Below are 25803 nucleotides of genomic sequence, written 5' to 3'. Positions count from 1 at the left end.
CGCCGAAGGCGCGAGGTCAGTCGTGGGCCGCCGAGAGTTCCTCACAGGCTCGGAGCAGCCGCTGTCGCAGGACCGCGGCCCGCTCGGCGATATCGGCCTGGGCGCGCACGTATTCGGCCCGGCCGGCCGGGGTCTCGATCCGTACCGGCTCGTAGCCGTAATCCCGCAGATCGTACGGGCTGGCCCGCATATCGAGTTCACGGGCGGCGTGGGCCAGACCGAAACAGTCCAGCACCAGATCCGAGCACACCAGCGGGGTCAGTTTGAAACTCCACTTGTACAGGTCCATATTCGCGTGCAGGCAGCCCGGTTGTTCGGTGTCGCGCTGCCCGTCGCGGGTGAGCGGCCGGTGGTTGCGCGGTACGGCCGGTTCGGTGAAGAAGCGGAAGGCGTCGAAATGGGTGCAGCGCACCGGCATGGATTCGACGACGGCGTCGGTGCCGTCGGCGCCGAGGCGCAGCGGCACCGCGTCGTGGCGGATCTCCCGGGCGCGGTACACCATCGCCCATTCGTGCAATCCGAAACACGAGAGCGAGGCCGGGCGGCTCGCGGTCGCGCGCAGCAGTCCGGCGATATAGGCGACGGTGTCCGCGCGGGCACGCAGGAACCCGGGGTCGGCGGTGACCGCGATATCCCGGTCACCGCCGCCGGTCTCGGCCCGGCGGTAACCGCGCAGTCCCAGATAGTCGGACGCGCCGGGCAGGACCACCCCGTAGCCGGGATGCCAGCGGCGCAGCTGTGCGGGTTTGTGGCCGTAGTAGGTGAACAGGAAGTCCAGTACGGGATGTTTGGTGCCGGCGGCCCGCCGCCGCAGATGGTCACCGGCCAGAGCGTCGACCCGGGCGCGATGGGCGGCGGCCCGGCTCCGCCAGTCCGCTTCGGTGAGTACCGTGCCCGCGACCGTGGCCGTCATTCGGCCACCCGGTGGGTGGTATCGCGGACGGTGCCCACGAACTCCTCGACCAGATCCTCGAGCGCGACGATCCCGGCGGTGTTACCGCGGGCGTCCACGACCCGGCCCAGATGGCTGCTGGTGCGGCGGAGCCGGGCCAGGGCCTCGTAGAGGGTGGTGCCGAGCAGCACGGTGGGCAGCGGCCGGATATCGCTGCGCGGGATCTCGGTGTTCGGTCCGGCGGTCTCATCGGAGACCTTGTCCAGCACATCCTTGACGTGCAGGTACCCCACCAGCGACCCGTCCTCGGCGCGGACCGGATACCGGGAGAAGCCGGTTTCGGCGACCGCGGTCTCCATATCGCCGAGAGTGGTGCCGCCGGCCCGCAGGGGCACCGTGCGGGCACGGCTCAACGGCACCATGACCTCGGCGACGAACCGTTCCCCGGTGCCCAGGGCCTGGGTGAGCCGGCGATGCTCCTCCGCGTCCAGCAGTCCCTCCGAGCGCGATTCGCCGATCATCTCGGCGAGTTCGTCGCTGGAGACGGTGGCCTCGAGTTCGTCCTTTGGTTCGATACGCAGCATGCGCAGGGTGAGGTTGGCGGCGAAGTTGTAGATCGCGATCAGCGGCCGGGCGATCCGCAGCCACATCAGGTGCAGCGGTACCAGCAGCAGTGCGCTGCGTTCCGGTCCGGCCAGCGCGATGTTCTTCGGGATCATCTCACCCAGCAGGATGTGCAGGATCACCACGATCGTCAGGGCCAGTACGAACGACACCGGATGCAGCAGCGCCTCGGGCAGTCCGGCCAGCTCGAACGGGCGCTCCAGCAGATGGGCGACCGCCGGTTCGCCGACCCGGCCCAGCAGGATCGAGCAGATGGTGATACCCAGCTGGGCGGCGGCCAGCATCATCGACAGGTTCTGACCGGCCCGGATCACGGTGTCGGCATTGCGTTTGCCCTGGGCGGCCAGCGCTTCGAGCCGGTCGCGGCGCGCCGAGATGAGCGCGAACTCCGCGGCGACGAAGAAGGCGTTACCGGCCAGCAGCAGCACGGTGAACGCGACGGCGAGCAGATCACCCATGGTGGGACTCCCGTCCGGCGGGCTGGTGTTCGCGCCGGCCCACGGTCTCGGATTCGACCGGTACCAGGCGGACCCGGTCCACCCGGCGCCCGTCCATCCGTTCGACGCGGGCCAGCCAGCCGCCCGGGCCGTCGAGCCGGTTGCGGTCGTGGCCGCGGCGCTGGGGCAGCACCACGATATCGCCGGTCACCGGGATTCGGCCGAGCCGGGCGAGAACCAGGCCGCCGAGCGTCTCGTATTCGCCCTCCGGCGCGAGATAACCGGTGGCGCGGTAGATCTCGTCGATTCGCAGCAGGCCGGAGCAGTCCCAGCCGTCGGATACCCGGCGGACGTCACGTTCCTCCTCGTCGTGTTCGTCGCGGACATCGCCGAGGATCTCCTCGATGATGTCCTCCATCGTGACGAGCCCGGCGGTGCCGCCGTACTCGTCGACGACCAGGGCGACCTGCATCCCGTCGGCGCGGACCCGTTCGAGCACTTCGTCGCCGTCGAGGCTGGCCGGAACCACCGGGACCGGTTGCGCGATGCGGTCGAGCACGACCCCGCCGCGGGTCGGGGCGGGATGGGTGAAGGCCTGTTTGACGTGCACCACCCCGAGGGTGTTGTCGAGGTCGCCGTCGATCACCGGGAACCGGGAGAACCCGGTGCGGGCGGCGGCCGCGAGCAGATCGGCGATGGTGGCGGTCCGGTCCAGTGATTCGATCTTGACCCGCGGTGTCATGAGTTCCTCGGCGCTGCGCGCGCCGAACTGCAGTGAGCGGTCCAGGATCTGGGCGGTGCGCTGGTCGAGCGCGCCGTGCCGGGCCGAGGTGCGGACCAGTGAACCCAGCTCCTGCGGCGAACGCGCGGAGCGCAGTTCCTCGGCCGGCTCCACACCGAACCGGCGTACCGCCCAGTTGGCCGAGCCGTTGAGGAATTGGATCATCGGTTTGAACACCGTCGAGAACGCCACCATCGGTCCCGCGGTCGCGCGGGCGGTGGCCATCGGTGCCGCGATGGCGATGTTCTTGGGGACCAGTTCGCCGTAGATCATCGACAGTGAGGTCGCCAGGATCAGTGCCAGGACCAGGGCGATACCGATGGCCGCCGATTCCGGGATCCCGACCAGCGTGAACAGCGGGTTCAGCAGCCGGGCCAGCACCGGTTCGGCGATATAGCCGGTGATCAGGGTGGTGATGGTGATACCGAGCTGCGCGCCGGAGAGCTGGAACGACAGTGTGCGATGGGCTTGGCGGACCGCGCGCGCCCTGACGTCGCCGTCGCGGGCCTGGGCTTCGACGGTGCTGCGCTCCAGCGCGGTCAGGGAGAACTCGGCGGCCACGAAGAGGGCGGTGCCGGCGGTGAGCGCCACGAAACCGACGAGACTGAGGACGGTGAGCAGGACGGCCATTTCACCACCACCCGGCGGTGATCACGGCGGGACGTGCTCGAACGGCCGGAGGTGCGGGCAGGGCCGCGGAAGGAGGGACGCCGGGTCTGTCACCCGGCTCGATAGATGAGCCCTCCTGAGTGGCGCCCTCGGACGCGGGTGACAACTGGTTCCTTTCGTCCTGATCGATTCGACAGTCGACGGGGTCGACGACCCTCATGGTACCGGCCCATGCACCCGGGTGCATGGGCCGGTGGCCGGTGGCGGGTGGAAACTACGGGCGCCGCGCCGGGCCGGCCGCGTTCACCAGCCGCCGGGCAGCGGGCGGCCCTCGGCGAAACCGGCCGCCGATTGGACACCCAGCACGGCGCGTTCGCGGAAATCCGCGAGTGTGCGCGCACCCGCGTAGGTGCAGGCACTGCGGACGCCGGAACAGATGTGGTCGATCAGATCCTCGACACCGGGCCGTTCCGGATCCAGCAGCATCCGGGAGCTGGAGATGCCCTCTTCGAACAGCGCCTTGCGGGCCCGGTCGTAGCCGCGGTCGGCGGCCGTGCGCGCGGCGACCGCGCGCTTGGAGGCCATCCCGAAACTCTCCTTGTAGGCGTTGCCGTCGCGGTCCACCCGCAGATCGCCCGGCGATTCGTAGGTGCCGGCGAACCAGGATCCGATCATCACGTTGGCGGCGCCCGCGGCGAGGGCCAGCGCGACATCGCGTGGATGCCGGACACCGCCGTCGGCCCAGACGTGGGCGCCCAGTTCGGCGGCCGCGGCCGCGCATTCGGCCACCGCGGAGAACTGGGGGCGGCCGACGCCGGTCATCATCCGGGTGGTGCACATCGCGCCCGGTCCCACCCCGACCTTGACGATATCGGCGCCGGCGGCGATCAGATCGCGGGTGCCCTCGGCGGAGACGGTGTTCCCGGCCACCAGGGGGACGCCCAGACCCAGATCGCGGATCGCGCGCAGCGTGTCCAGCATCTTCACCTGGTGCCCGTGCGCGGTGTCCACGACCAGCACATCGGCCCCGGCGTCCACGAGGGCCTTGGCCTTGGCCGGGACGTCACCGTTGATCCCGACGGCGGCCGCGATCCGCAACTGCCCGTCCGCGTCGACGGCCGGGGTGTAGATACCGTGGCGGACGGCGCCGGTGCGGGTCAGGACCCCGGCGAGCGAGCCGTCGGGATTCAGCAGTACGGCGAGCCCGGAATGGGCGGCTTCGAGCCGGTCGAAGATCTCGGAGGGCGCCGCGGTCGCCGGGGCGGTGACGAAATCGGTATCGGCGACCTCGTGCAGGCGGGCGAAACGGTCCACATCGGCGCAGGCGTGCTCGGTCACCACCGCGATCGGGCGGCCGTCGTCCACCACCACGACCGCGCCGTGCGCGCGTTTGTGGATGAGCGCCAGGGCCTCGGAGACCGAATGCTCCATCGTGAGCGTGACCGGGGTATCGGCGACCAGCGAGCGGCTCTTGACGAACGCGATGGTCTCGGCGGCGGCGTTGTCGGGCAGATCCTGCGGTAGCACCACGAGCCCGCCGCGGCGGGCGACCGTTTCGGCCATCCGCTTACCGGCCACCGCGGTCATATTGGCGACGACCAGGGGGATCGTGGTGCCGGAACCGTCGGACGTGGTGAGGTCGACATCGAACCTGGACGCGATATCGGTGCGGTTGGGCACCAGGAAGACATCGTTGTAGGTCAGGTCGTACGGCGGGATCTGTCCGGGAAGAAACTGCACTGCGCCCATGGTAATCGTGATCCCCACCGGCCGCGCCCGGCCGCGGAATTCACTCGGCGCGGCGGCGCCGGTGCCCGCGGGCGGGGGCCGGTTTCGCGCCGCGGCGGGACCGGGCGCGCGGATCGGGACGCCGGGGCCGGGCGGTGGGTGCGGGTTCCGGGCGGTCCGGTCCGGGCGGGGTGCGGGCCCCGGTCAGGCGCCGCAGCTCGGGGTCCCCGGGGCGTACCTCGTGCTCCACCACCGGCACCCCGGCGGTGCGCGCGAGCGCGCTCACCTCGGCACGTTCGGCAGGGGTGACCACGGTGACCACGGTGCCCGTCGCGCCCGCCCGGGCCGTGCGGCCGGCCCGGTGCAGATAGTCCTTCGGGTCGGCCGGTGGGTCGGCGTGCACCACCAGCGAGACCGCGTCGACATGGATACCGCGCGCGGCGATATCGGTGGCCACCAGGGCGGAAACGGCGCCGTCGGCGAAGGCGGCCAGGGTCCGGATACGGCGGGCCTGGGCCCGCCCGCCGTGCAGTGCCGCGGTCGCGATGCCCTGGTCACGCAGCCGGCGGGTGAGTTTCTCGGCGCCGAACTGGGTCCGCACGAACAGCAGGGTGCGGCCTTCGCGGGCGGCGATCTGCGCCAAGACCGCGGGCTTGTCGCCCGGTTCGACACAGAGCAGGTGATGGGTTGCGACCGCGGCGCTCGGTTCCGGGCCCACACTGTGGGTGACGGGGTCGCGGAGGTAGTCGCGCACCAGCTCCCGGACGGATTCGTCGTCGAGAGTGGCCGAGAAAAGCAATCGCTGGCCGTCACCCGGGATACGGTCCAGCAGATCCCGGACCTGGGGCAGGAAGCCGAAATCGGCCATATGGTCGGCTTCGTCGATGGCCACCACCCGCACGGCGTCGAGGACGGCGGCCCGCTGGCCGACCAGATCGGCGAGCCGCCCCGGGGTGGCGATCAGCAGGTCCACGCCGCGCTGGAGCCGGTCGGCCTGCTTGGTCACGGGTATACCGCCGACCGCGGTGCCCAGCCGGAGCCCGAGGGCGAACGGGGCCAGCGCCTGTTCGATCTGCAGGGCCAGCTCCCGGGTGGGAGCCAGGATCAGGCCGCGCGGGGCGCGCGCGATGGCGGGCGCCCCGGCCAGCCGGGCGAGGATCGGCAGGCCGAAGGCGAGGGTCTTACCCGATCCGGTGGGTGCGCGGCCGAGCACATCCCGCCCGGCGAGCGCGTCGGGAATGGCGGCCGTCTGCACCGGTAGCGGTTCGGTGAGGCCTTCGCGGTGCAGTGCCTGGACGGTGAGTACCGGCAGGCCCAGGCGGGCGAAGGGTGGCCGGGGCCGGGAGACGGCGGTATCGCGGTCCGGGCGGTCAGGCACGGAACAACCGGCTCAGCTCGACCAGCCACGGGATGGCGACCGCCAGGGTCGGCACCACGAGAATGGCCATCGAGGCGAGATAGGCCGCGCCGGCGATGCGCAGATCGCCGAGCGGTCCGGCCAGTCGCTGGATGCGGATCAGGGTGCTGGGCCCGCCCACGGCCAGCGCGCCCTGCGGTGCCGTCGACTTCGAGCAGGCGACGAGCGCCCGGGCCAGTGGTTTCGGGCCGGTCACCTTGACCGCCGAATCGTCGGCCAGCAGCTCGATGAGGAGTTTCACCGAGTCCAGCGCGGATTTGCTGCGCACGAATCGGGGGAAGGCCTCGTGGGCGGCGGTGAACGCCTCCAGGACCAGATCGTGGCGGGCCCGCAGATGCGACCGTTCATGGCTGAGAATGGCGGTGAGTTCCTGCTCGTCGAGGTTGTCGAGGGTGCCCGCGCTGACCACGACGCGCCGCCGCAGGCCGGGCAGGCAGTAGGCGATGGGTTCGGTGGCCGAGAGCACCCGGATATCGGCGGCCCGGCGGATCGGGCCGCCCTGGTCGAGCAGGTCCACCAGCATGCGGTGGCGGGCGCGTCGGCGCCGGGTGTGCACCCCGACCCGGACGGAGGCATAGACCAGTCGCGCGCCGATCAGCAGGGTGAGCATGAAAACCGAGACGTAGGCCAGCCACAGGGGCAGGCCCAGCGCGTCGATCTCATCGGTGGGCTTGGTGGTGGGACGGCCGTCCGGGCCCGGAACCAGCAGTTCGGCGGCGATGGCGAGGCCGGAACTGAAGGCGCTGAGCACTGCGGCCAGGGCGATCGCCTGCCAGAGCACCAGGGCGGCTCGGGGTACGCGATAAGTCCAGGTCGCCCGGCTGAGTGCCTCCGGAACGGGACCGGCGAGAAGCAAGGCGAGTACGGCGAATGCCGGTGCTGCTGCGTCCATCGACTCTGCTCACTGCGTTGTGGGGCCAGGGTCCGAGATCACTGGGGTGGTGTGGTGTCCTCGGTTGCTTCGAGCTTAGCGAGCGCGTCCCGCAGGGCCGCGGCCTCGTCCTTGCCGACCTGCTCCACGAAATGCACCAGGGCCGCGGCCCGGCTGCCGGCCTCGTCCGCCTGTTGCAGAGCGTCCATCATGAGTCCGGCGACCAGCTCGTCGCGGGTGTGTACCGGAGCGTACCGGTGCGCGCGATCGTCGCGACGCTGCACCACGAGGTTTTTCTTCGCCAGTCGCTGCAGCACCGTCATCACCGTGGTGTACGCGAGTTCGCGGTGTGCCGACAGGGCCTCGTGGACCTGCCGGACGGTTTGTGGTTCATCGGCGGACCACAACTGGTCCATAACCGCTTTCTCGAGTTCACCAAGTCCAGCCATCTCTCGATTTTACGACCTCAACGACGCTGTGGCGTACTACAGGGTGTCGTAACTCCGTGGGATTGGTCATAGGTGCTCGTCGGGTGGGCCGGCGATACCCCGGGGCCGTTCCGGGCTCAGTGCGCGGGCGCGGCCGATCCCGGCCCGCCCACGGTGCCGCGGACGTGGCGGGCGCCGATGGGCACGATCATGGGCCGCTCGGAGACCGGGTCGGTGAGCACCTGCGCTTCGAGCCCGAACACCCGGGCCAGGAGTTCGGCGGTGACCACGGCCGTGGGCTCGCCCTGGGCCACGATCCGGCCGTCGTGCATCACCACCAGCCGGTCGCTGTAGCGGATCGCCAGGTTGAGGTCGTGCAGCACCATCACCACGGTGCGGCCGAGATCGGTGTGCAGCCGGTCGACCAGGTCCAGGACGTCGAGTGCGTGGGCCAGGTCGAGATAGGTGGTCGGTTCGTCGAGCAGCAGGATATCGGTGCCCTGCGCGAGCGCCATCGAGATCCAGGCCCGCTGCCGCTGGCCGCCGGACAGTTCGTCGAGCCGGCGATCGGCGAGGTCGGCGATACCCGTGCGCGCCAGCGCGGCGCGCACCTCGTCCTCGTCCGCCGCCGCCCACTGCCGGATCCACGACTGGTGCGGGTGCCGCCCGCGGGCCACCAGATCGCCGACCGTCAGGCCCTCCGGCGCGACCGGGGTCTGCGGAAGCATGCCGAGCATGCGCGCGACCTCCTTGGTCTTCATGGTGGCGATCGCCTTCCCGTCCAGCAGCACCTGACCGGTGTGCGGCCGCAGCAGGCGGGCCAGGGCCCGGAGCACCGTCGACTTCCCGCAGCCGTTGGGACCGATCACCGTGGTGACCACGCCGGGTTCGATCTCCAGGTCCAGTCCGTCCACGACGAGACGGTCGCCGTACCCGAGGGTGAGTCCGTGGGCGGCGAGCCGGTGCCCGGCCGGGTCCGCGGGATGTCCGGTCACAGGGTCGCCTTCCGGTTGACCAGTACGAGCATCAGCAAGAGGAACGGCCCGCCGAGGGCCGCGGTGACGATTCCGGCGGGCAGGTCGACCGGAAGCAGGACCCGGGCGAGGATATCGGCGGCCAGAACCAGCGCACCGCCGGTGAGGGCGGACCCGATGAGCGGTTCACCCGGGGCGCGCAGTAGCCGCCGGGCGAGCTGCGGGGCGATCAGTCCCACGAAGGCGATGGGCCCGGCGGCCGCGGTGGCGGCCGACGCGGCGACCACGGCGGCGCCGATGAGCAATATCTGCCGGGAGCGCAATCGCACGCCCAGCACCCGGGTGGTGTCCGGGTCCAGGCGCAGCGCCGCCAGATCGTGTGCCGAGACCAGCGAGACGGCGGCGACCGAAGCCAATGCCACGGTGGCCGGGATCAGGGTCGCGGTGGTGGCGTCGTTCAGCGAGCCCGTCAGCCAGCGCTGGGCGCGGGCGGCGTCGGCGAGGTCGGCGCGGGTGAGCAGCCAGTTGATCCCGGCCAGCAGTGCCGCGTTCACGCCGATGCCGATGAGTACCAACCGTATTCCGGTGGTATCGGGCCCGCCGGTCAGAGCGCGCCGCCAGGCGAGCGCGGCGATGAATGCGGCGGTGCCCAGACCGCCGAGGGCCGCGGCGGCGGGCACCCCCACGGTGGCCGCGATGCCGGTGGTGGCGCCGCCGGTCGCGGTCAGCACGGTCACCGCGCCCAGGCCGGCCCCGCTGGTGATACCGATCACGTCCGGCGCGGCGAGCGGATTGCGCAGGATGGACTGGGTGAGGGCACCGGCGATGCCGAGCGCCATACCCACCACGACACCGGTCAGCGCGCGCGGCAGCCGGGAGTCCAGCACGATGAACCGCTGGGACCGGGTGCCGCCGCCCGCCAGGACCTCCAGTACCCGCCCGAGCGGAAGGGTGGTGCTGCCGGTGGCGATATCGAGGCAGAACAGCGCGAACATCAGCACCAGCAGGACGGCGACGACCGCGGCCGTGAACGGTCGGCGCATCACGGACAGCGTCCCGACCCGGACGGCGCGCGGCAGCGTCGCGGTCGGTGCGGGGGCGGGGTTCGAAACGGTCATGCGGCCAGCGGTTTCCTTCGGCGCACCAGCAGGACGAACACCGGCGCGCCCAGCAGTGACAGCATCACCCCGGCCTGGAGTTCTCCGGGGCGCGCCACCACCCGTCCGGCGATATCGGCGGCCAGCAGCACCACCGCGCCCAGCAATGCCGAGAACGGCAGCAACCGGCGCTGGTCGGGGCCGGTGAAGATACGGGCCAGATGGGGCACCATCAGGCCCACGAACGCGAGGGGACCCACTGCCGCCGTGGCGCCGCCGCACAGGAGCACCACGGCGGTCAGCCCGAGCGCGCGGTTGGCCCCGACCCGCACACCCAGCCCGCGGGCGATATCGTCGCCGAGCCCGAGGAGGTTCAACCCCGGCGCGGCCAGCAGCGCCACCACGGTTCCGGCGATCAAGAACGGCAGTACCTGCCAGAACACCGAGGCGTCGCGCCCGGCGATCTCTCCCACCACCCAGAAGCGGTAGGTGTCGAGCGCGGAGCCGTCGAGGGTCACGATGGCGTTGGTGAGCGCCTGCAGCAGGGCGGTCATCGCGGCCCCGGCCAGTACCAGGCCCAGTGGCCCGGATCCGGTTCCGCCGGCGCGCGCGACCGCGAAGACCACCACGCCGGCGAGCAGGGTTCCGGCGAAGGAGAACCAGATGTACTGCTCCGGCGCGCTCAGTGCGAACAGGTAGATGCTCAGGGCGGTCAGGAATCCGGCGCCGGCGGTGAGCCCGAGCAGTCCGGCATCGGCGAGTGGATTGCGCGTATAGCCCTGGATGAGGGCCCCGGCCAGTCCCAGCGCGAAACCGGTGACCAGCGCGAGGGCGGTGCGCGGGAGGCGGAGTCCGCGGACGATCTCCTCGTCGGTGGACAGCGCGGGGCAGGTGAACGGGCCGTCGGGGCAGGACAGCGCGTGCGTGACGGCGCTCTGGACGGTATCGGGCGGGATGTTCCGGCTGCCGATCGCGATCCCCGGAACCAGCAGTACCGCGAGGGCGAGGGCGAGCAGGCCGAGACCGAGGAGCCGCCGGCGGCGTGGAGGGCCGAGATTCGTCACAGGCCCGTAACTCCTCTGTTCGCGCGAAACACTTGCTAGGTCTGGTAAGGCTAACCTATCTTTCGATCAAGTCGTTGCCGCGACGCCGATCTCGAGGAGGTTCGAATGTCCGAACTGGCCACTATGCGTATCCACCGTCCCTATGAGGCGGCGTTCGGGTCGGCCTGTACCCGTCTGCGGGCCCTGCAGCCCGAGCATCCGCGGGTCTATGCCGCCGCGGCCATGGCCGATCAGGGCAAACGGCGCTGGTGGGCGTTGTCCACCGGACTGCGTGAAGGTCGGATCGACCTGATGTACCGACGCCACGCCGCCGAGATGATCAGTGCCACCGCCGCCGGCGAAGTGGTCGCCACCGCCCTCATCCATGCCGTCGTCGGCCGGGTCGCCGCGCTGTGGATCGCCGACGGGCGGGCCTGGGATCCGGGTCTGGAGAATGTGTGGATCCACACCGACAACGACGGCGGAATCGACTGGGCGGGCCTGGCCGATACGACGATCCGGGTGGTGGACGGGGATCCGATGGCCGGTTCACCGGGCGTGGTGACGCTGCCGTGCGAACGGGCCATGTGGGTGTGGCTGGCCTATCGCTGTGAGCCCTCGCTGCTGCTGGTCCAGGGCGCGCTGGCCCGCAGTGCCGGGCTGAGCCCGCGCCGGTTCCGGGCGCTGGTCGCCGAATCCGTCTCCGGGGCCACGACCTACGTGCCCGACCTCGCGCGCACCGATCCGGTGGCCGGCGCGCGGCGCGGGCAGGGCCTGCTGATGGCGCTGGAGGATCGGAGTCTGGCACTCCGGCGCGCCCGAGCTGTTGCCTAGTTAGGTAAGCCTGCCCTATACTCAGAAGCGGCGTACGGATCGCGCGAGAGTCCCGAGGGCTGCGGTGACCCCCGATCCAATGCGCGCGGCGGGTCCCACCTCCGGGTGGGGCCCGCCGCTTCATTTCCCGGACCGCAGAGCCGGTACCGGGTCTCGTCGTGCGATTGTGGAGCCATGACCGAACAGCAAACCCGCACCCCGCAGTCGATGGCCGATCTCACCGCCGAACAGCTGAACGAGATCAGCAAGGGAACCTTCGCCGATCTGATCGGCCTGCGGGTGACGGAACTCGGTCCGGACCGGGTGCGCGGCGAATGGACCGTTACCCCCCGCCACCACCAGCCGGCCGGGATCCAGAACGGCGGCGTGCTGTGCACCGTGGTGGAAACCCTGGCCAGCACCGGCGGCGCCGCCTGGTACGGCGACCGCGGCGTGGTGGTGGGTGTCAACAACTCCACCGATTTCCTGCGTGCGGTCCGCGAGGGGAAGCTGACCGCCGAGGCGACACCGCTGCATCGCGGCGGATTGCAGCAGTTGTGGCTGGTCGTCGTCACCGACGACGACGGGCGCCTGATCGCCCGTGGCCAGGTCCGGTTGCAGAATCTGCCGCACCGCTCCTGAACCGGTCGCGCGGATCGGAGACGCCGCGGGCCCGGGACGATCACGTCCCGGGCCCGCGGTCGTCGAATACGCGGTCAGATACCGCCCGTGGACAGCAGGCCGCCGTCGACGCGCACCGTTTCGCCGGTGATCCAGGCGGCCTGATCGGAGGCCAGGAAGGCGATGAGCCGGGCGATATCCTCCGGCGATCCCAGCCGCTTCATCGGATAGACCTGCGCGGCGGCCTCCTCGTCGGCGGAGTACAGCGCATCCGCGAAGCTGGTCTTCACCACACCGGGCGCGACGGCGTTGACGCGGATCTTCGGCCCGAGCTGCCAGGCGAGTTCATCGGTGAGCCGGATCAGGGCCGCCTTGGAGGCGCCGTAGGCGGCGATGACACCGGTGGACCGGATCCCGGCGACACTGGCCACGTTGACCACCGCGCCGCCGTGTTCGCCCATCCATGCCTTGTACGCCTCCTGGACGTAGCCGAGGGCGGCGACGACGTTCACGTCGAAGATCTTGCGCACCGCGTCCAGATCGGCCTCCATCAGCGCGCCGTAGACCGGATTGATCCCGGTGTTGTTGATCAGGATGTCCAGCGATCCGAATTCGGTCACCGCCCGCTGGACCGCGGCCGTGCGGGCCTCGGCGTCACCGGAATTGCCGGCCACCGCGACGACCTGGCCCTGATGTCCCAGCCCGCGCAGTTCGGCGGCCGCCTTCTCCAGCGGTTCGGGTTTACGCGCCGTGATCACCACGTTCGCGCCCCGGCTCAGCAGCTCGGCGGCCACCGCGTGGCCGATACCCCGGCTGGCCCCGGAGACCAGCGCGCTCTTGCCCAACAGATCGGTGCTCATATCCGGGCACGTTACCGTGCCCGCCGAGGACAACTGCGGGCAGCGGACCGCAATGTCCCCGGCGGGAACGGCCACTGCCGGGCGCCGGGTAAAATCGGTGGTTCGTTGTCCGGACACAGCCGATCATGGGTGGATATACCCGCCCGGTGCGGAGCCGGACCCCTGTCCACGACCCAGTTCCGAGGAGATATCTGTGATCACCGCGACCGACCTCGAGGTCCGGGCCGGCGTACGTACCCTGCTGTCCGCGCCGGGCCCGGCGCTGCGGGTGCAGGGCGGTGACCGGATCGGCCTGGTCGGGCGTAACGGCGCCGGGAAGACCACCACGCTGCGCATCCTGGCCGGGGAGGGTGAGCCGTATGCCGGGACGATCGTACGGTCCAGCGATATCGGCTATCTCCCGCAGGACCCGCGTGAGGGCAACCTCGATGTGCTGGCCCGCGACCGGGTGCTCTCCGCCCGGGGCCTGGACGCGCTGATCCGGGATATGGAGAAGCAGCAGGCGCTCATGGCCGAATTGGCCGACGAGACCGAACGCGAGCGGGCGGTCCGCAAGTACGGACGGCTCGAGGATCGTTTCTCGGCACTGGGCGGGTACGTCGCCGAGAGCGAGGCGGCCCGGATCTGCAACAGCCTCGGCCTGCCGGACCGCGTCCTGGATCAGTCGCTGCGCACGCTCTCGGGCGGTCAGCGCCGGCGAATCGAACTGGCGCGCATCCTGTTCGCCGCCTCCGACGGCAGCGGCGGGCGCTCCGACACCACCCTGCTGCTGGACGAGCCCACCAACCACCTGGACGCCGATTCCATCACCTGGTTGCGCGGCTTCCTGCAGAACCACGACGGTGGCCTGATCGTGATCAGCCACGATGTGGATCTGCTGGCCGATGTGGTCAACAAGGTGTGGTTCCTCGACGCGGTCCGCGGCGAGGCCGATGTCTACAACATGGGATGGACCAAATACGTCGATGCCCGCGCCACCGACGAGCAGCGGCGCCGCCGGGAACGGGCGAACGCGGAGAAGAAGGCCTCGGCCCTGCGTGCCCAGGCCGCCAAACTGGGTGCCAAGGCCACCAAAGCCGTTGCCGCGCAGAATATGGCCAAACGGGCCGACCGGCTGATGTCGGAGCTCGACGAGGTGCGGGTGGCCGACAAGGTCGCGCGGATCAAATTCCCCGAACCGGCCGCCTGCGGGAAAACCCCGCTGATGGCGGAGAACCTCACCAAGGCCTACGGATCGCTGGAGATCTTCACCGGGGTCGATCTGGCCATCGACCGGGGCAGCCGGGTGGTCGTCCTGGGCCTCAACGGCGCCGGTAAGACCACGCTGCTGCGGTTGCTGGCCGGGGCCGAGGAAGCCACGGCGGGGTCGCTCGTGCCCGGTCACGGGCTGAAGGTCGGGTATTTCGCCCAGGAGCACGACACCCTCGACGATTCGGCCTCGGTCTGGGAGAACATCCGGCACGCCGCCCCGGATGCCGGTGAACAGGAGCTGCGCGGGCTGCTGGGCGCGTTCATGTTCAGCGGCCCGCAGCTCGAACAGCCCGCCGGGACGCTGTCGGGCGGTGAGAAGACCCGGCTCGCGCTGGCCGGGCTGGTGTCCTCGGCCGCCAACGTCCTGTTGCTGGACGAACCCACCAACAACCTGGACCCGATATCGCGCGAACAGGTCCTCGACGCGCTGCGCACCTATGCGGGCGCGGTGGTGCTGGTGACCCACGATCCGGGGGCCGCCGAAGCCCTGAATCCGGAGCGGGTGATCCTGCTTCCGGACGGCACCGAGGACCACTGGTCGGCCGAGTATCTGGAATTGATTCAGCTCGCGTGAGTTTCATCACACGAACTCATTGCCGGATGCTCGCCGAATGCTTAGCCTGAGAGTGACGCTGCTCGGCGACTCGGAGGAAGCCATGGGCGACAGGCCGGTACAGAGCAAGAGCACATTGGGTAAGGGCACGCGCGTCACGGGTAAGTCGCGTGACCGCCTGCAATCCCAGTTGAAGAAGCAATACGAAGCGGGGGCGAGTATCAGGTCGCTGGCACGGGCGACCGGGCGTTCCTACGGGTTCATCCACAACGTGCTGACGGAGTCGCATGTGCAACTCCGCAGCCGTGGTGGCGCGAACCGCCGTAAATCCCGCTAGCCGCACCGTATTCGCAGGCACGCCGCCGGGAACGGCACCCGGCGGCGTGATCGGCGGCGCGCCCGCGGACCCACCGCCGGGCGTCCCGGTGCCATGATCACCATCCGGCAACGGCGCCGTCGCCGTGGATCAGGAGATTGGCGAGGCTGGCGAAGATCGGCAGCCCGGTCTTGATCTCCAGATAGGCGAACTGACCCTGCGGGTTGACCTCGAGGAAATAGTGTTCCCCGTCGATCCCCACCCGCAGATCCACCACGCCGAAGCTCAGCCCGAGCGCTCCCATGAGCGTCGCCAGTGATTTGCTGACGGCGGCGGGCAGCCGGCCGGGCGCGAAGCCGACCGAGGTGTCCAGCCGGGAATCCACCCGGCCCGCACCGGCGCGCGAGTCGATGCGCACCACCCACTCGTGCCCTTCCACCCACACCACGCGCAGATCGCATTCCGGTTCGATGAAGCGCTGGAAGATAGTCGGTGACCAGCGGATCCCGCTGAGCCGGTCCCATTCGGCGGAATCGAGCAGCCGGGTCTCGGAGAATTCCGCGCGTGAGGTGCCCGTCCGTTTGAAAACGACAGGCGCCCCGCAGGATTCGGCGAAGGCGCGGGCCTCCCCGGGATCGTTGGTGATCACCGTATCCGGGACCGCGCAACCGGCCCGCAGGGCCGTATCCAGCTGGACGATCTTGCGGTGGGCGATCCGGTCGTGACCGGGTTCGTTGATCCACCGGGCCGGGAGCGACCACAGCAGCCCCTGGACGAAACCGTCGCATTCGGCCTGGCGATACGCGTCGTCGTCGGCTCGTACGCTCACGGGGACGTCGCTGGGATGGGGGCGCCGCCACCATACGGCCGTGACCTCGTCGAGCCCGGCGATACCCGCCAGCGACCTGGTGGCGCCCGACCGGTCGATCCGGACGGTCCCCGATTCCCGGGGGAAGTCGCGCAGATCCAGCCGTAGCGGCGCGGCGGCGTGGTGTTCGCGCAGTGTCGCCTCCATGGCGGCCGCGTGGAGATCGTCGGCCTCGGAGACGATGAGAACCCGTCCCGGATACCGGGCGCCCACCGGGTGCCCGCTCAGTCGAGGCTGTCGTAGTGGGTATCGTGCCGGCCGCCGTGGCGTGCCCTGGTGTGGGCACGGGTGAAGGCGGCGGGATGCGCGGGGTCGGCGTCCACGTCGAGCCCGGTGACCCAGGCCTGGGCCAGCCGGTGTAGCTGGGCGTCGCCGAACGTCCGCGACGGCGCGGGTGTCAGCGTCATCGGCCGCTCGGCGATATCGATACGCAACCGGCGCGTGAAATCGGCGGTCGCACCGGCCCGGATATCGACCAGTACCGCGCCGGGCGGTGCTTCCGTACGGCGGCCGCAATCGCGGATCGCGACCACATCCCGGCGCTCGAAGGTCCACGTCCCGTCGGCGACGCGTACCCGGATATCGTGGTCGGATTCGCCGACCAGAAAACCGGTGACCGTCGTGACCGCAAGGGCTTCCGGTGCGCCGAGGAGGTGGATCGCATCGGTCATCGAGATTCTCCGATCTTGCTCACAGTGTGCCGGGACCCGATCGCGTCCGGATCATAACGCCGTATGGATTGCGCGGCATCCGATATCGCCGAATTATGGCCGGTGAAATCATTGATCTTGTTCAACTATTGGAACGGATATCGGATAATTTCCGGCCGACGGGGATCTTTTCCCGATAGGAAAATATTTGCCGGCCGCATGCACCGGAAGATCAGAGTCCCAGCAGGGCCGGCTGCGTCGCCAGGTCCCGCAAGCGGCCGGCGGGGTCGGGCAGCAGGCGCCGGGCGTCGAGATCGAGTAGTCCGCCGATCACCTCGACCTCGGCCGAGAGGGTGCCGTCCAGGCGGATCATCTCCTGCCGGATTCGATAGGTTTTTCCGCTACCCCAGACGAATTCGCAGGTAACCCGGAACGCGTCTCCACCGCGCAGCTCGCGCCGGTATTTGATGGTCGTCTCCAGGACCACCGGTCCCACCCGGGCGGCCTGGAGTTTATCCGGCTGCAGCCCCGCGGCCAGCAGGAATTCCCAGCGCCCGTGTTCGGCGTATTGCATATACACCGCTTGATTCACATGGCCCAGGGCGTCGAGTTCGTAGCCGCGCACGGTGACGGGCACAGAGAAGGTCATGCCCGGTCGAACTCGCCGGGCCGACGGGTTGTTCCCGGGTGTTCCGCTGACCGGCCGCCGTCTCGGGCACGGACCGGGCCGTCAGCTGCGGCGGCGGACCGAGGCTTCCACCAGATCCAGTACCGCGGTGAGGTTCTCGTTGGTGTGGCCGGAGGCGATCCGGGCGATGAGGCCGTCCAGCACCAGATCGAGATAGCCCAGCAGCACATCGGTGGGTACATCGTCGCGGAGCGCGCCGGCCGCCTTCCGGCGCTCCAGGCGGGCCAGCGTCGCGGCGGTGAGTTCGGCCGACCGCTGGGTCCAGCCGGCCCGGAATTCGGGATCGGTGCGCAGCCGCCGGGCGATTTCGAGCCGGGTGCCCAGCCAGTTGTATTCCTGCGGGTCGGCGAGCATATCCCGCATCACCTGCACCAGACCCTGGTTCGCCGCGACCTCGGCCATCCGCTCGGCGTCGTCCTGGGCCAGCGCGAAGAACAGCGCGTCCTTGTCCCGGAAATGGTGGAAGATCGCCCCGCGCGACAGCCCGATGGCCTCCTCGAGCCGGCGGACGGTGGCGCCGTCGTAGCCGAATTCGGCGAAACACCGGCGCGCGCCGTCGAGGATCTGGGAACGCCGGGCGGCCAGATGATCGTCGCTGACCTTGGGCATCGGACTCCTTCAACGGAATATGCGAACCCCACGCGGTAAGCCGGCCGCGCGGGTTGTCACGATTCGAGCGAGCGAACAAGTGGTGCCATTCGTACTCCCGCAACCCCACCGGAAGCGAATCACCGCACCCTCACATGGGGTGGTTCCCCGGAGAGCGAGTCCCGTAGCCCACCGGGAGCGAGTGCCACGCCCGCAAAGGACGACTCCGTACGGAGCGAGCACTCGCAACCCCGTGGGAGCGAGTCTTACGAGCGACGTTCGCGCCCGTCTCGTCGTTGCGTACCCGAAGCGATGCGCCGCAGGCGCGAGTCTCGGGTGCGCAACGACGAGACCTCAGGGGCGCGAACCCGCGCCGCCGGAGGCGGAGCAATTCAACACAGCATCAGGCCCTAATCATGTTGCGCAGGACGAACTGCAGGATGCCGCCGTTGCGGTAGTAGTCCGCCTCACCGGGGGTGTCGATGCGGACCACCGCGTCGAACTCGATCTTCGAGCCGTCGTCCTTGGTCGCGGTGACGTGCACCGTGGACGGCGTGCTGCCGGAGTTGAGTTCCTCGATACCCGTGATATCGAAGACCTCGGTACCGGTCAGGCCCAGCGATCCGGCCGATTCGCCCTCGGGGAACTGCAGCGGGATCACGCCCATGCCGATCAGGTTCGAGCGGTGGATGCGCTCGAACGATTCGACGATCACGGCCTTGACGCCCAGCAGCCGGGTGCCCTTGGCCGCCCAGTCGCGCGACGAGCCGGACCCGTATTCCTTGCCGCCCAGCACGACCAGCGGGATACCGGCCTCCTGGTAGTTCTGCGAGGCGTCGTAGATGAACGCCTGCGGAGCGCCGTCCTGGGTGAAGTCGCGGGTGTAGCCGCCCGAGACGTCGTCGAGGAGCTGGTTGCGCAGCCGGATGTTGGCGAAGGTGCCGCGGATCATCACCTCGTGGTTACCGCGCCGGGAACCCAGGGAGTTGTAGTCCTTGCGGGCCACGCCGTGCGAGTCCAGGTACTGCGCGGCGGGCGTGCCGGGCTTGATCGGACCGGCCGGGCTGATGTGGTCGGTGGTGACCGAGTCGCCCAGCAGCGCCAGCACCCGTGCGCCGGTGATATCGGCGACCGGGGCGGGCTCCATTTCCATGCCGTCGAAGTACGGGGCCTTGCGCACGTAGGTCGAATTCTCGTCCCACGCGAAGGTGTCGCCCTCGGGGGTGTCGAGGCCCTGCCAGCGTTCGTCGCCCTGGAAGACGGTGGCGTAGGACTTGGTGAACATGTCCCGGCTGATCGCGGACTTGATGGTGTCGTCGATCTCCTGCGGGGACGGCCAGATGTCCTTCAGGAAGACGTCGTTGCCGTCGGTGTCCTTGCCGAGAGCGTCGGTCTCGAAGTCGAAATCCATGGTGCCCGCGAGCGCGTAGGCGATGACCAGCGGCGGGGAGGCCAGGTAGTTCATCTTGACGTCGGGGGAGATACGGCCTTCGAAGTTGCGGTTGCCGGAGAGCACCGCGGTGACCGAGAGGTCGTTGTCGTTGATCGCCTTGGAGATCTCTTCCGGCAGCGGACCGGTGTTGCCGATGCAGGTGGTGCAGCCGTAACCGCCGACGAAGAAGCCCAGCTTCTCCAGGTACGGCCACAGGCCGGCCTTCTCGTAGTAGTCGGAGACGACCTGCGAGCCCGGCGCCATATTGGTCTTGACCCACGGCTTGGAGGACAGGCCCTTCTCGACCGCGTTCCGGGCCAGCAGCGCCGCACCGAGCATGACCGACGGGTTGGAGGTGTTGGTGCAGGAGGTGATGCCCGCGACCACGACCGCGCCGTGGTCGAGCACGAAATCGCCGCGCTCGGGGTCGGAGACCTTGACGGGCTTGCTCGGGCGTCCGACGCTGCCGTCGGCGGCCGAGAGCAGCACCGCGTCGTCGTCGGCGAAGGACAGCACCGCGGGGTCGGAGGCCGGGAAGGATTCCTCGATGGCCTCGTCGAGGTGGGTGTGCGGGGTGTCGGCGGCCGGGCCGGACTCCGCGTCGTCGGTGTAGTTGTGGATGTCCTTGCGGAACGCGGTCTTGCTGTCCGCGAGCAGGATGCGGTCCTGGGGGCGCTTGGGGCCCGCGATGGAGGGCACCACGCTGCTCAGGTCGAGTTCCAGGTACTCCGAGTAGGCGGCCTCGTTATCGGCGTCGTGCCACAGGCCCTGCTCCTTGGCGTAGGCCTCCACGAGCGCGAGCTGCTCGTCGGTGCGGCCGGTGAGGCGCAGGTAGTTGATCGTCTCGCCGTCGATCGGGAAGATCGCGGCGGTCGAGCCGAACTCGGGGCTCATATTGCCCAGGGTGGCACGGTTGGCCAGCGGCACCTCGGCCACGCCCTTGCCGTAGAACTCGACGAACTTGCCGACCACGCCGTGCTTGCGCAGCATATCGGTGACGGTCAGGACGACGTCGGTGGCGGTGACGCCGGGGTTGATCTCGCCGGTCAGCTTGAAGCCGACCACACGCGGGATCAGCATCGAGACCGGCTGGCCGAGCATGGCCGCCTCGGCCTCGATGCCGCCGACGCCCCAGCCCAGCACGCCCAGGCCGTTGACCATGGTGGTGTGGGAGTCGGTGCCCACGCAGGTGTCGGGGTAGGCCTGCCCGTTGCGCACCATGACGGTGGGGGCGAGGTACTCGATGTTGACCTGGTGCACGATGCCGACGCCGGGCGGGACGACCTTGAAATCGTCGAAGGCGCCCTGGCCCCAGCGCAGGAACTGGTAGCGCTCGCCGTTGCGCTGGTATTCGAGGTCGACGTTGCGCTCGAGGGCGTCGGCCCGGCCGAAGACATCGAGAATGACCGAATGGTCGATGACCATATCGGCGGGGGAGAGCGGGTTGACCTTGTTCGGGTCGCCGCCGAGGGTGGTGACCGCCTCGCGCATGGTGGCCAGGTCGACGATGCAGGGCACGCCGGTGAAGTCCTGCATCACCACGCGGGCCGGGGTGAACTGGATCTCGATACTGGGCTGGGCGCTCGGATCCCAGTTCGCGAGGGCGCGGATGTGGTCGGCGGTGATATTGGCGCCGTCCTCGGTGCGCAGCAGATTCTCGGCGAGGACTTTCAGCGCGTACGGAAGTTTCTCGGTGCCGGGCACGGCCGAGAGCCGGAAGATCTCATAGGAGTTGCTTCCGACCTCGAGGTTGCCCTTGGCGCCGAAAGTATCGATACTTTTCGTCACGTCAGCTCCACTTGTCGGGTGTGCGGACGCCGTCGGCGGGGCTGTGCCGGCGGCGATACGTCTGTTGTCTGGCCTGAGGTCCGGCCCGCTGTGGCGCCGGTTCCCCGCGATTCCCAACCCTAACAGTACGCTTGTCCTGTGAAATTTCGGGGCCGCGCACGGTGATCACCGCGCGGCGCGCGGGCCCGCGGATGTAGCAGGTGTGGGATAACCGTTCCCGCGTCGCGTAATCTGCTCTCGAGCTGGTCCGGGTTGCCGGGAGGTCCCCACGGGTACTCCCGGGCTCGCACCCAGAATCGGATTCCCCGTCGCCTCGCCTATCGATGCGGCTCGACCAGACCGGATGGAAGATGACCGTCACCCACACTTCGGCCTTCTCCCTCAAGGCCACCAAACTGCCGGACGGATTCGACGCGGACACCATGCAGGAGGTTCGCGACGATCTCGCCGACAACGGGGTGGCCGCGCCCGAGGGCGACGACCAGGGCGAACTGGCAGCGATCGTGTCCGACGCGCGGGAGCAGGGCATCGATCTGAGCATCGTGGTCCTGAGCGGCAATCCGGGCCACGATTCCGAACTGCGCGATCTCGCCACCGACGTCGCCGGGTTCCAGCACGGCACCGTGGCGGTGTTCAGCGACGACTGGATCGGCACCACCAGCGATTCGATCACCCGCGTGCACCTGGAATGGGCCGAGGACAAGGCCAAGTTCACCGGTGGCGACACCGAGGAGGCCGCGCAGATCCTGGTGCACCGGCTGGAGCAGGAGCCGACCATGGGCTGGACGGCGATAACCCTCGCGTTGCTGGCCGGGCTGGTGGTGGTCGTCGGCGGTCTCTACTGGATCAAATCCCGCCGGGGTCCCGATGCGCCGCCCGCCGCGGGCACCGGCGACGGCGCGGCGGAATCCGCCCGCGTGCCCGCCTCGCGTTAGCCACCCGGTCGCCGGTCTTCCCGCACGGACTCCCCGGTACCGGGGATGTTTCGGTGCGCGCCACGGCGGGCATGATGCCGTATCGGTACGTATGGTCGACTGGAACGGGCGGTGACGGCTGCGACAGCGACTCCGCGGCCGGCGCCGGGTAGGGAACGGTCCGCGAACGCGGCGAATTTCCCGATAGTGGAGCCGGTTGCGGCGAATACGGCCATCACCTGGAATAGTTGTGACAGCACGCACAGGACCGAGGCGAAAGCGGGGATGTTGGTGACTTCGACGGACGGTGTCAGCGGGGCGGATCTGGCGAAGAAATCGCCGGCGCCCGCTTCGAACGCCCTCGAGCGTGACGTCGCGACCCTGGAAAAAGCGATCTACGAGGTGAAGCGGGTCATCGTCGGACAGGATCGCCTGGTCGAGCGGCTGCTCGTCGGCGTTCTGGCCAAGGGGCATGTGCTCCTGGAAGGCGTCCCCGGTATCGCCAAGACTCTCGCGGTCGAGACGTTCGCCAAGGTCGTGGGCGGCTCGTTCTCCCGCGTCCAGTTCACCCCCGACCTGGTCCCGACCGACCTCGTGGGAACCCGGATCTACCGCCAGGGGCGCGAGGAGTTCGATACCGAACTCGGCCCGGTGGTCGCGAACTTCGTCCTCGCCGACGAGATCAACCGCGCTCCGGCGAAGGTGCAGTCGGCGCTGCTCGAGGTGATGGCCGAGCGGCATGTGTCGATCGGCGGCAAGACCTATCCCATGCCCGATCCGTTCCTGGTCATGGCGACCCAGAACCCGATCGAGAGCGAGGGCGTGTACCCGCTGCCCGAGGCGCAGCGCGACCGCTTCCTGTTCAAGGTGGTCGTCGACTACCCCTCGGTCGAAGAGGAACGCGAGATCATCTACCGGATGGGTGTCACCCCGCCCGAGGCCGAGCAGATCCTGGAACCGGCGGAACTGCTGCGGTTGCAGAAACTCGCGGCGAACACCTTCGTGCACCACGCCCTGGTGGATTATGTGGTCCGGGTGATCTCGGCCACCCGCACCCCGGCCGAGTTCGGTATGCACGATGTGGCGAACTGGGTGTCCTACGGCGCCTCGCCGCGTGCCAGCCTCGGCATCATCGCCGCCGCCCGGGCCATCGCCCTGATCCGGGGCCGCGACTACGTGGTGCCGCAGGACGTGCTCGAGGTGATCCCGGATGTGCTCCGGCACCGTCTCGTGCTCTCCTATGACGCGCTCGCCGACGAGGTCAGCCCCGAGGACGTGATCCAGCGGGTGCTGCAGACCGTCGGTCTGCCCCAGGTGGCGCCGCAGGCGGTGGCGCCCGGCGGCGCGCCCGCCCCCGCGGAGAACGGTAATCGCAGGCCCGCCCCGCCCCAGCAGGCTCCCGCGCCTCAGGTCCCGCAGACCGCCGGCACGAACCAGACCCAGTGACCCGGCCGTCGGATTCCCACGCCCGGGTGCCCGGCCACGCACCACCGTCGTTCCGTTCGGGTGAGCTGACCGATCCGCATCTGACCGCCGCCCTGAAGACGCTCGAACTCACCGTGCGCCGCCGTCTGGACGGCGTGCTGCACGGCGACCACCTGGGTCTCATTCCCGGTCCCGGGTCGGAGCCGGGGGAGGCGCGCGCCTATCAGCCCGGCGACGATGTCCGGCAGATGGACTGGTCGGTGACCGCCCGCACCACGCACCCGCACGTCCGGCAGATGATCGCGGACCGGGAACTGGAGACCTGGATGGTGGTCGACCTGTCCGCCAGCCTCGACTTCGGTACCGGTGCGTGCCAGAAGCGGGATCTGGCGGTGGCCGCCGCGGCGGCGGTCACCCATCTGACGATGGGCGGCGGCAACCGGATCGGCGCAGTGGTCGCCACCGGTGAACAGTTGCAGCGGATCCCCGCGCGCAGCGGCCGGGTGCACGCCCAGTCGCTGCTGCGCAGTATCGCGACCACGCCGCACCCCCGCGACGGGGTGCGCGGCGACCTGCACGGCGCGATCGAATCACTGCGCCGGCCGCAGCGTAAACGCGGGCTGGCTGTGGTGATCAGCGATTTTCTCGGCGATATCAGCTGGCAGCGGTCGCTGCGCGCGATCTCCGCGCGCCACGATCTGCTGGCGGTCGAGATCCTCGATCCGCGCGATATCGCACTACCCGATATCGGTGACGTGGTGCTGCACGATCCGGAGACCGGGCGGACCCGCGAATTCAGCGTCACCCCCCAGCTGCGCGCCGACTACGCGGCGGCCGCGCAGCGGCACCGGGAGGAGGTCGAGCAGACCCTGCGCAGTTGTGGCGCCCCGGTGCTGACCCTGCAGACCGACCGGGACTGGATCGCCGATGTGGTCCGGTTCGTTTCCACCCGGCGCCACAGCCTCGGCGCCTCGACCCCGCGGGTGCCACGCCAGTGAGTATTTCGAATTTCGCCGCACCGATCTGGCTCGGATTCCTTGCTGTCATCCTCCTGCTCGCGCTCGGCTATCTGCTCGTGCAGCGCGGTAGGCAGCGGCATATGCTGCGTTTCAGCAATATGGAGCAGCTCGAGAAGGTCGCTCCGAACCGGCCGACCTTCTGGCGGCACGTGCCGATCGTGCTGCTGATCGTCGGCATGGTGTTCTCCACGATCGGGGCCGCCGGACCGACCGCCGAACAGAAGGTGCCACGTAACCGGGCGACGGTGGTGCTGGTCATGGACGTCTCATTGTCCATGGAGGCCACCGACGTCTCGCCTAACCGCCTGCAGGTCGCCCAGGAGGCGGCCAAGAACTTCGCCGACGGGCTGACCCCCGGGATCAACCTGGGCCTGGTCACCTATGCCGGTACCGCCTCGGTTCTGGTCTCGCCGACCACCGACCGGGGATCGGTCAAGGCGGCGATCGACAACATCAAACTCGCCGAACGTACCGCGACCGGTGAGGGCATCTTCACCGCGCTGCAGTCCATCGAGACCCTCGCCTCGGTGCTCGGCGGCTCGGAGACCCCGCCGCCGGCGCGGATCGTGCTGATGTCCGACGGAAAGCAGACCGTCCCGGACTTCGAGGATGTCGACAATCCGCGCCACGAGTTCGTGGCCGCGCGGCTGGCGAAGACCAAGAAGATCCCGGTCTCGACTATTTCCTTCGGCACCAAATGGGGTGTGGTGGAGATCCCGCGCGAGGACGGCGGGACCGATCAGGTCGACGTACCGGTGGACGACGAGGCGATGCAGGAGATCGCGCAGTTGTCCGGCGGGGAGTTCTATACGGCCTCGAGCCTGCAGGAGCTCTCCAGCGTGTACGACACCCTGGAGGAGCAGATCGGCTACGAGGTGACCAGAGGCGATGCCAGCCGGCCGTGGTGGCTGCTGGGCCTGCTGGCCACGCTGGCCGGAGTGGTGGTCGCGCTGGCGATGCGGCAGCGGCTGCCCTGACTCGCGTACGTCCGTGGTGATCCGGGCCGGGTTCGATCGAACCCGGCCCGGATTCGTTTCTCGCGCTTTGTCCGGGATGCACAAAACAGCCGCGAATTTATCGGTGGACGTCCATGAGAGCGGGCCGGGTGACGCCAGG

At 69.5% G+C, this 25803-nt stretch carries 24 protein-coding genes; 8 read left to right on the top strand and 16 right to left on the bottom strand.

Going from position 1 to position 25803, the window contains the following annotated elements; all coding sequences use genetic code 11:
* Window positions 1-16: 16 nt before the first annotated feature.
* The 10 genes from ACZ6SF_RS07245 to ACZ6SF_RS07200 all read right to left on the bottom strand — a co-directional run bounded on the left by ACZ6SF_RS07245 (window position 17) and on the right by ACZ6SF_RS07200 (window position 10922).
* Window positions 17-913 (bottom strand): 3-methyladenine DNA glycosylase, encoded by an 897-nt coding sequence (locus tag ACZ6SF_RS07245; protein ID WP_466061081.1) that lies wholly within the window; start codon window positions 911-913, stop codon window positions 17-19.
* Entirely contained in the window at window positions 910-1974 is a 1065-nt protein-coding gene (locus ACZ6SF_RS07240; protein ID WP_466061080.1) for a hemolysin family protein, read from the bottom strand. Before ACZ6SF_RS07240 ends, ACZ6SF_RS07245 begins: the two co-directional genes overlap by 4 nt.
* Window positions 1967-3364, bottom strand: coding sequence for a hemolysin family protein (locus ACZ6SF_RS07235; protein WP_466061079.1), 1398 nt, complete (start codon window positions 3362-3364; stop codon window positions 1967-1969). Before ACZ6SF_RS07235 ends, ACZ6SF_RS07240 begins: the two co-directional genes overlap by 8 nt.
* 282 nt (window positions 3365-3646) lie before the next feature.
* Window positions 3647-5083: a GuaB1 family IMP dehydrogenase-related protein gene (locus ACZ6SF_RS07230; protein WP_466061078.1), complete on the bottom strand. Its 1437-nt coding sequence runs from the start codon at window positions 5081-5083 to the stop codon at window positions 3647-3649.
* Between the two features lie 49 nt (window positions 5084-5132).
* The gene (locus ACZ6SF_RS07225) at window positions 5133-6449 is read right to left on the bottom strand and encodes a DEAD/DEAH box helicase (protein ID WP_466061077.1); all 1317 of its coding nucleotides are present in this window, start codon (window positions 6447-6449) and stop codon (window positions 5133-5135) included.
* Complete coding sequence (locus ACZ6SF_RS07220; protein WP_466061076.1) at window positions 6442-7380, bottom strand: M56 family metallopeptidase; 939 nt, start codon at window positions 7378-7380, stop codon at window positions 6442-6444. The genes ACZ6SF_RS07225 and ACZ6SF_RS07220 overlap by 8 nt, the downstream gene beginning before the upstream one ends.
* Window positions 7381-7418: 38 nt before the next feature.
* Window positions 7419-7808 carry a BlaI/MecI/CopY family transcriptional regulator gene (locus tag ACZ6SF_RS07215; protein ID WP_466061075.1) on the bottom strand — a complete coding sequence of 130 codons (390 nt, stop codon included), beginning with the start codon at window positions 7806-7808 and terminating at the stop codon, window positions 7419-7421.
* A gap of 116 nt (window positions 7809-7924) precedes the next feature.
* Complete coding sequence (locus ACZ6SF_RS07210) at window positions 7925-8782, bottom strand: ABC transporter ATP-binding protein (protein ID WP_466061074.1); 858 nt, start codon at window positions 8780-8782, stop codon at window positions 7925-7927.
* On the bottom strand, window positions 8779-9879 hold the full coding sequence (locus tag ACZ6SF_RS07205) for a FecCD family ABC transporter permease (RefSeq protein ID WP_466061073.1): 1101 nt from the start codon (window positions 9877-9879) through the stop codon (window positions 8779-8781). The genes ACZ6SF_RS07210 and ACZ6SF_RS07205 overlap by 4 nt, the downstream gene beginning before the upstream one ends.
* Window positions 9876-10922 (bottom strand): FecCD family ABC transporter permease, encoded by a 1047-nt coding sequence (locus tag ACZ6SF_RS07200; RefSeq protein ID WP_466061072.1) that lies wholly within the window; start codon window positions 10920-10922, stop codon window positions 9876-9878. Before ACZ6SF_RS07200 ends, ACZ6SF_RS07205 begins: the two co-directional genes overlap by 4 nt.
* Window positions 10923-11027: 105 nt before the next feature.
* Here ACZ6SF_RS07200 and ACZ6SF_RS07195 point away from each other — a divergent pair, with 105 nt between their 5' ends.
* On the top strand, window positions 11028-11735 hold the full coding sequence (locus tag ACZ6SF_RS07195) for a hypothetical protein (RefSeq protein ID WP_466061071.1): 708 nt from the start codon (window positions 11028-11030) through the stop codon (window positions 11733-11735).
* A gap of 174 nt (window positions 11736-11909) precedes the next feature.
* Entirely contained in the window at window positions 11910-12356 is a 447-nt protein-coding gene (locus ACZ6SF_RS07190) for a PaaI family thioesterase (protein ID WP_466061070.1), read from the top strand.
* A gap of 74 nt (window positions 12357-12430) precedes the next feature.
* Here ACZ6SF_RS07190 and ACZ6SF_RS07185 read toward each other — a convergent pair whose 3' ends face one another.
* Window positions 12431-13195, bottom strand: coding sequence for an SDR family oxidoreductase (locus tag ACZ6SF_RS07185; RefSeq protein WP_466061069.1), 765 nt, complete (start codon window positions 13193-13195; stop codon window positions 12431-12433).
* Between the two features lie 193 nt (window positions 13196-13388).
* Between ACZ6SF_RS07185 and ACZ6SF_RS07180 the strand changes: the two genes are divergently transcribed.
* Together ACZ6SF_RS07180 and ACZ6SF_RS07175 are read left to right on the top strand one after the other, a co-directional pair.
* Window positions 13389-15020, top strand: a complete 1632-nt coding sequence (locus ACZ6SF_RS07180) for an ABC-F family ATP-binding cassette domain-containing protein (RefSeq protein ID WP_466061068.1) — start codon at window positions 13389-13391, stop codon at window positions 15018-15020.
* Between the two features lie 82 nt (window positions 15021-15102).
* Window positions 15103-15336 carry a helix-turn-helix domain-containing protein gene (locus tag ACZ6SF_RS07175; protein ID WP_280402216.1) on the top strand — a complete coding sequence of 78 codons (234 nt, stop codon included), beginning with the start codon at window positions 15103-15105 and terminating at the stop codon, window positions 15334-15336.
* A 97-nt stretch (window positions 15337-15433) separates the two neighbouring features.
* Here the strand turns inward: ACZ6SF_RS07175 and ACZ6SF_RS07170 are convergent, their stop codons facing one another.
* The 5 genes from ACZ6SF_RS07170 to ACZ6SF_RS07150 all read right to left on the bottom strand — a co-directional run bounded on the left by ACZ6SF_RS07170 (window position 15434) and on the right by ACZ6SF_RS07150 (window position 21329).
* Entirely contained in the window at window positions 15434-16396 is a 963-nt protein-coding gene (locus tag ACZ6SF_RS07170; RefSeq protein ID WP_466061067.1) for an MvdC/MvdD family ATP grasp protein, read from the bottom strand.
* Between the two features lie 11 nt (window positions 16397-16407).
* Window positions 16408-16854, bottom strand: a complete 447-nt coding sequence (locus ACZ6SF_RS07165; protein WP_466061066.1) for a hypothetical protein — start codon at window positions 16852-16854, stop codon at window positions 16408-16410.
* A 211-nt stretch (window positions 16855-17065) separates the two neighbouring features.
* The gene (locus tag ACZ6SF_RS07160; protein WP_466061065.1) at window positions 17066-17482 is read right to left on the bottom strand and encodes an acyl-CoA thioesterase; all 417 of its coding nucleotides are present in this window, start codon (window positions 17480-17482) and stop codon (window positions 17066-17068) included.
* A gap of 81 nt (window positions 17483-17563) precedes the next feature.
* Window positions 17564-18130, bottom strand: a complete 567-nt coding sequence (locus tag ACZ6SF_RS07155; protein WP_449999827.1) for a TetR/AcrR family transcriptional regulator — start codon at window positions 18128-18130, stop codon at window positions 17564-17566.
* Between the two features lie 382 nt (window positions 18131-18512).
* Window positions 18513-21329 carry an aconitate hydratase gene (locus ACZ6SF_RS07150; RefSeq protein ID WP_466061064.1) on the bottom strand — a complete coding sequence of 939 codons (2817 nt, stop codon included), beginning with the start codon at window positions 21327-21329 and terminating at the stop codon, window positions 18513-18515.
* Window positions 21330-21679: 350 nt separating this feature from the next.
* Here ACZ6SF_RS07150 and ACZ6SF_RS07145 point away from each other — a divergent pair, with 350 nt between their 5' ends.
* The 4 genes from ACZ6SF_RS07145 (at window position 21680) to ACZ6SF_RS07130 (ending at window position 25664) form a co-directional block, all read left to right on the top strand.
* Entirely contained in the window at window positions 21680-22264 is a 585-nt protein-coding gene (locus ACZ6SF_RS07145; protein ID WP_466061063.1) for an Rv1476 family membrane protein, read from the top strand.
* A 264-nt stretch (window positions 22265-22528) separates the two neighbouring features.
* The gene (moxR1, locus tag ACZ6SF_RS07140; protein ID WP_466061062.1) at window positions 22529-23689 is read left to right on the top strand and encodes a chaperone MoxR1; all 1161 of its coding nucleotides are present in this window, start codon (window positions 22529-22531) and stop codon (window positions 23687-23689) included.
* Window positions 23686-24666: a DUF58 domain-containing protein gene (locus ACZ6SF_RS07135; RefSeq protein ID WP_466061061.1), complete on the top strand. Its 981-nt coding sequence runs from the start codon at window positions 23686-23688 to the stop codon at window positions 24664-24666. The genes moxR1 and ACZ6SF_RS07135 overlap by 4 nt, the downstream gene beginning before the upstream one ends.
* Window positions 24663-25664 carry a VWA domain-containing protein gene (locus ACZ6SF_RS07130; protein ID WP_466061060.1) on the top strand — a complete coding sequence of 334 codons (1002 nt, stop codon included), beginning with the start codon at window positions 24663-24665 and terminating at the stop codon, window positions 25662-25664. Before ACZ6SF_RS07135 ends, ACZ6SF_RS07130 begins: the two co-directional genes overlap by 4 nt.
* Window positions 25665-25803: the final 139 nt, after the last annotated feature.

Source organism: Nocardia sp. NPDC049935, from assembly GCF_055586645.1.
The sequence above is the reverse complement of the archived record's forward strand: the minus strand, read 5'-3'. Positions and strand labels throughout refer to the sequence as shown.

What these genes read in the sequence shown, in the direction of transcription:
- ACZ6SF_RS07245 (WP_466061081.1), bottom strand. Translation starts at nt 913, where the DNA reads ATGACGGCCACGGTCGCGGGCACGGTACTCACCGAAGCGGACTGGCGG.
- ACZ6SF_RS07240 (WP_466061080.1), bottom strand. Translation starts at nt 1,974, where the DNA reads ATGGGTGATCTGCTCGCCGTCGCGTTCACCGTGCTGCTGCTGGCCGGT.
- ACZ6SF_RS07235 (WP_466061079.1), bottom strand. Translation starts at nt 3,364, where the DNA reads ATGGCCGTCCTGCTCACCGTCCTCAGTCTCGTCGGTTTCGTGGCGCTC.
- ACZ6SF_RS07220 (WP_466061076.1), bottom strand. Translation starts at nt 7,380, where the DNA reads ATGGACGCAGCAGCACCGGCATTCGCCGTACTCGCCTTGCTTCTCGCC.
- ACZ6SF_RS07215 (WP_466061075.1), bottom strand. Translation starts at nt 7,808, where the DNA reads ATGGCTGGACTTGGTGAACTCGAGAAAGCGGTTATGGACCAGTTGTGG.
- ACZ6SF_RS07205 (WP_466061073.1), bottom strand. Translation starts at nt 9,879, where the DNA reads ATGACCGTTTCGAACCCCGCCCCCGCACCGACCGCGACGCTGCCGCGC.
- ACZ6SF_RS07195 (WP_466061071.1), top strand. Translation starts at nt 11,028, where the DNA reads ATGTCCGAACTGGCCACTATGCGTATCCACCGTCCCTATGAGGCGGCG.
- ACZ6SF_RS07190 (WP_466061070.1), top strand. Translation starts at nt 11,910, where the DNA reads ATGACCGAACAGCAAACCCGCACCCCGCAGTCGATGGCCGATCTCACC.
- ACZ6SF_RS07185 (WP_466061069.1), bottom strand. Translation starts at nt 13,195, where the DNA reads ATGAGCACCGATCTGTTGGGCAAGAGCGCGCTGGTCTCCGGGGCCAGC.
- ACZ6SF_RS07175 (WP_280402216.1), top strand. Translation starts at nt 15,103, where the DNA reads ATGGGCGACAGGCCGGTACAGAGCAAGAGCACATTGGGTAAGGGCACG.
- ACZ6SF_RS07165 (WP_466061066.1), bottom strand. Translation starts at nt 16,854, where the DNA reads ATGACCGATGCGATCCACCTCCTCGGCGCACCGGAAGCCCTTGCGGTC.
- ACZ6SF_RS07160 (WP_466061065.1), bottom strand. Translation starts at nt 17,482, where the DNA reads ATGACCTTCTCTGTGCCCGTCACCGTGCGCGGCTACGAACTCGACGCC.
- ACZ6SF_RS07155 (WP_449999827.1), bottom strand. Translation starts at nt 18,130, where the DNA reads ATGCCCAAGGTCAGCGACGATCATCTGGCCGCCCGGCGTTCCCAGATC.
- ACZ6SF_RS07145 (WP_466061063.1), top strand. Translation starts at nt 21,680, where the DNA reads ATGACCGTCACCCACACTTCGGCCTTCTCCCTCAAGGCCACCAAACTG.
- moxR1 (WP_466061062.1), top strand. Translation starts at nt 22,529, where the DNA reads ATGTTGGTGACTTCGACGGACGGTGTCAGCGGGGCGGATCTGGCGAAG.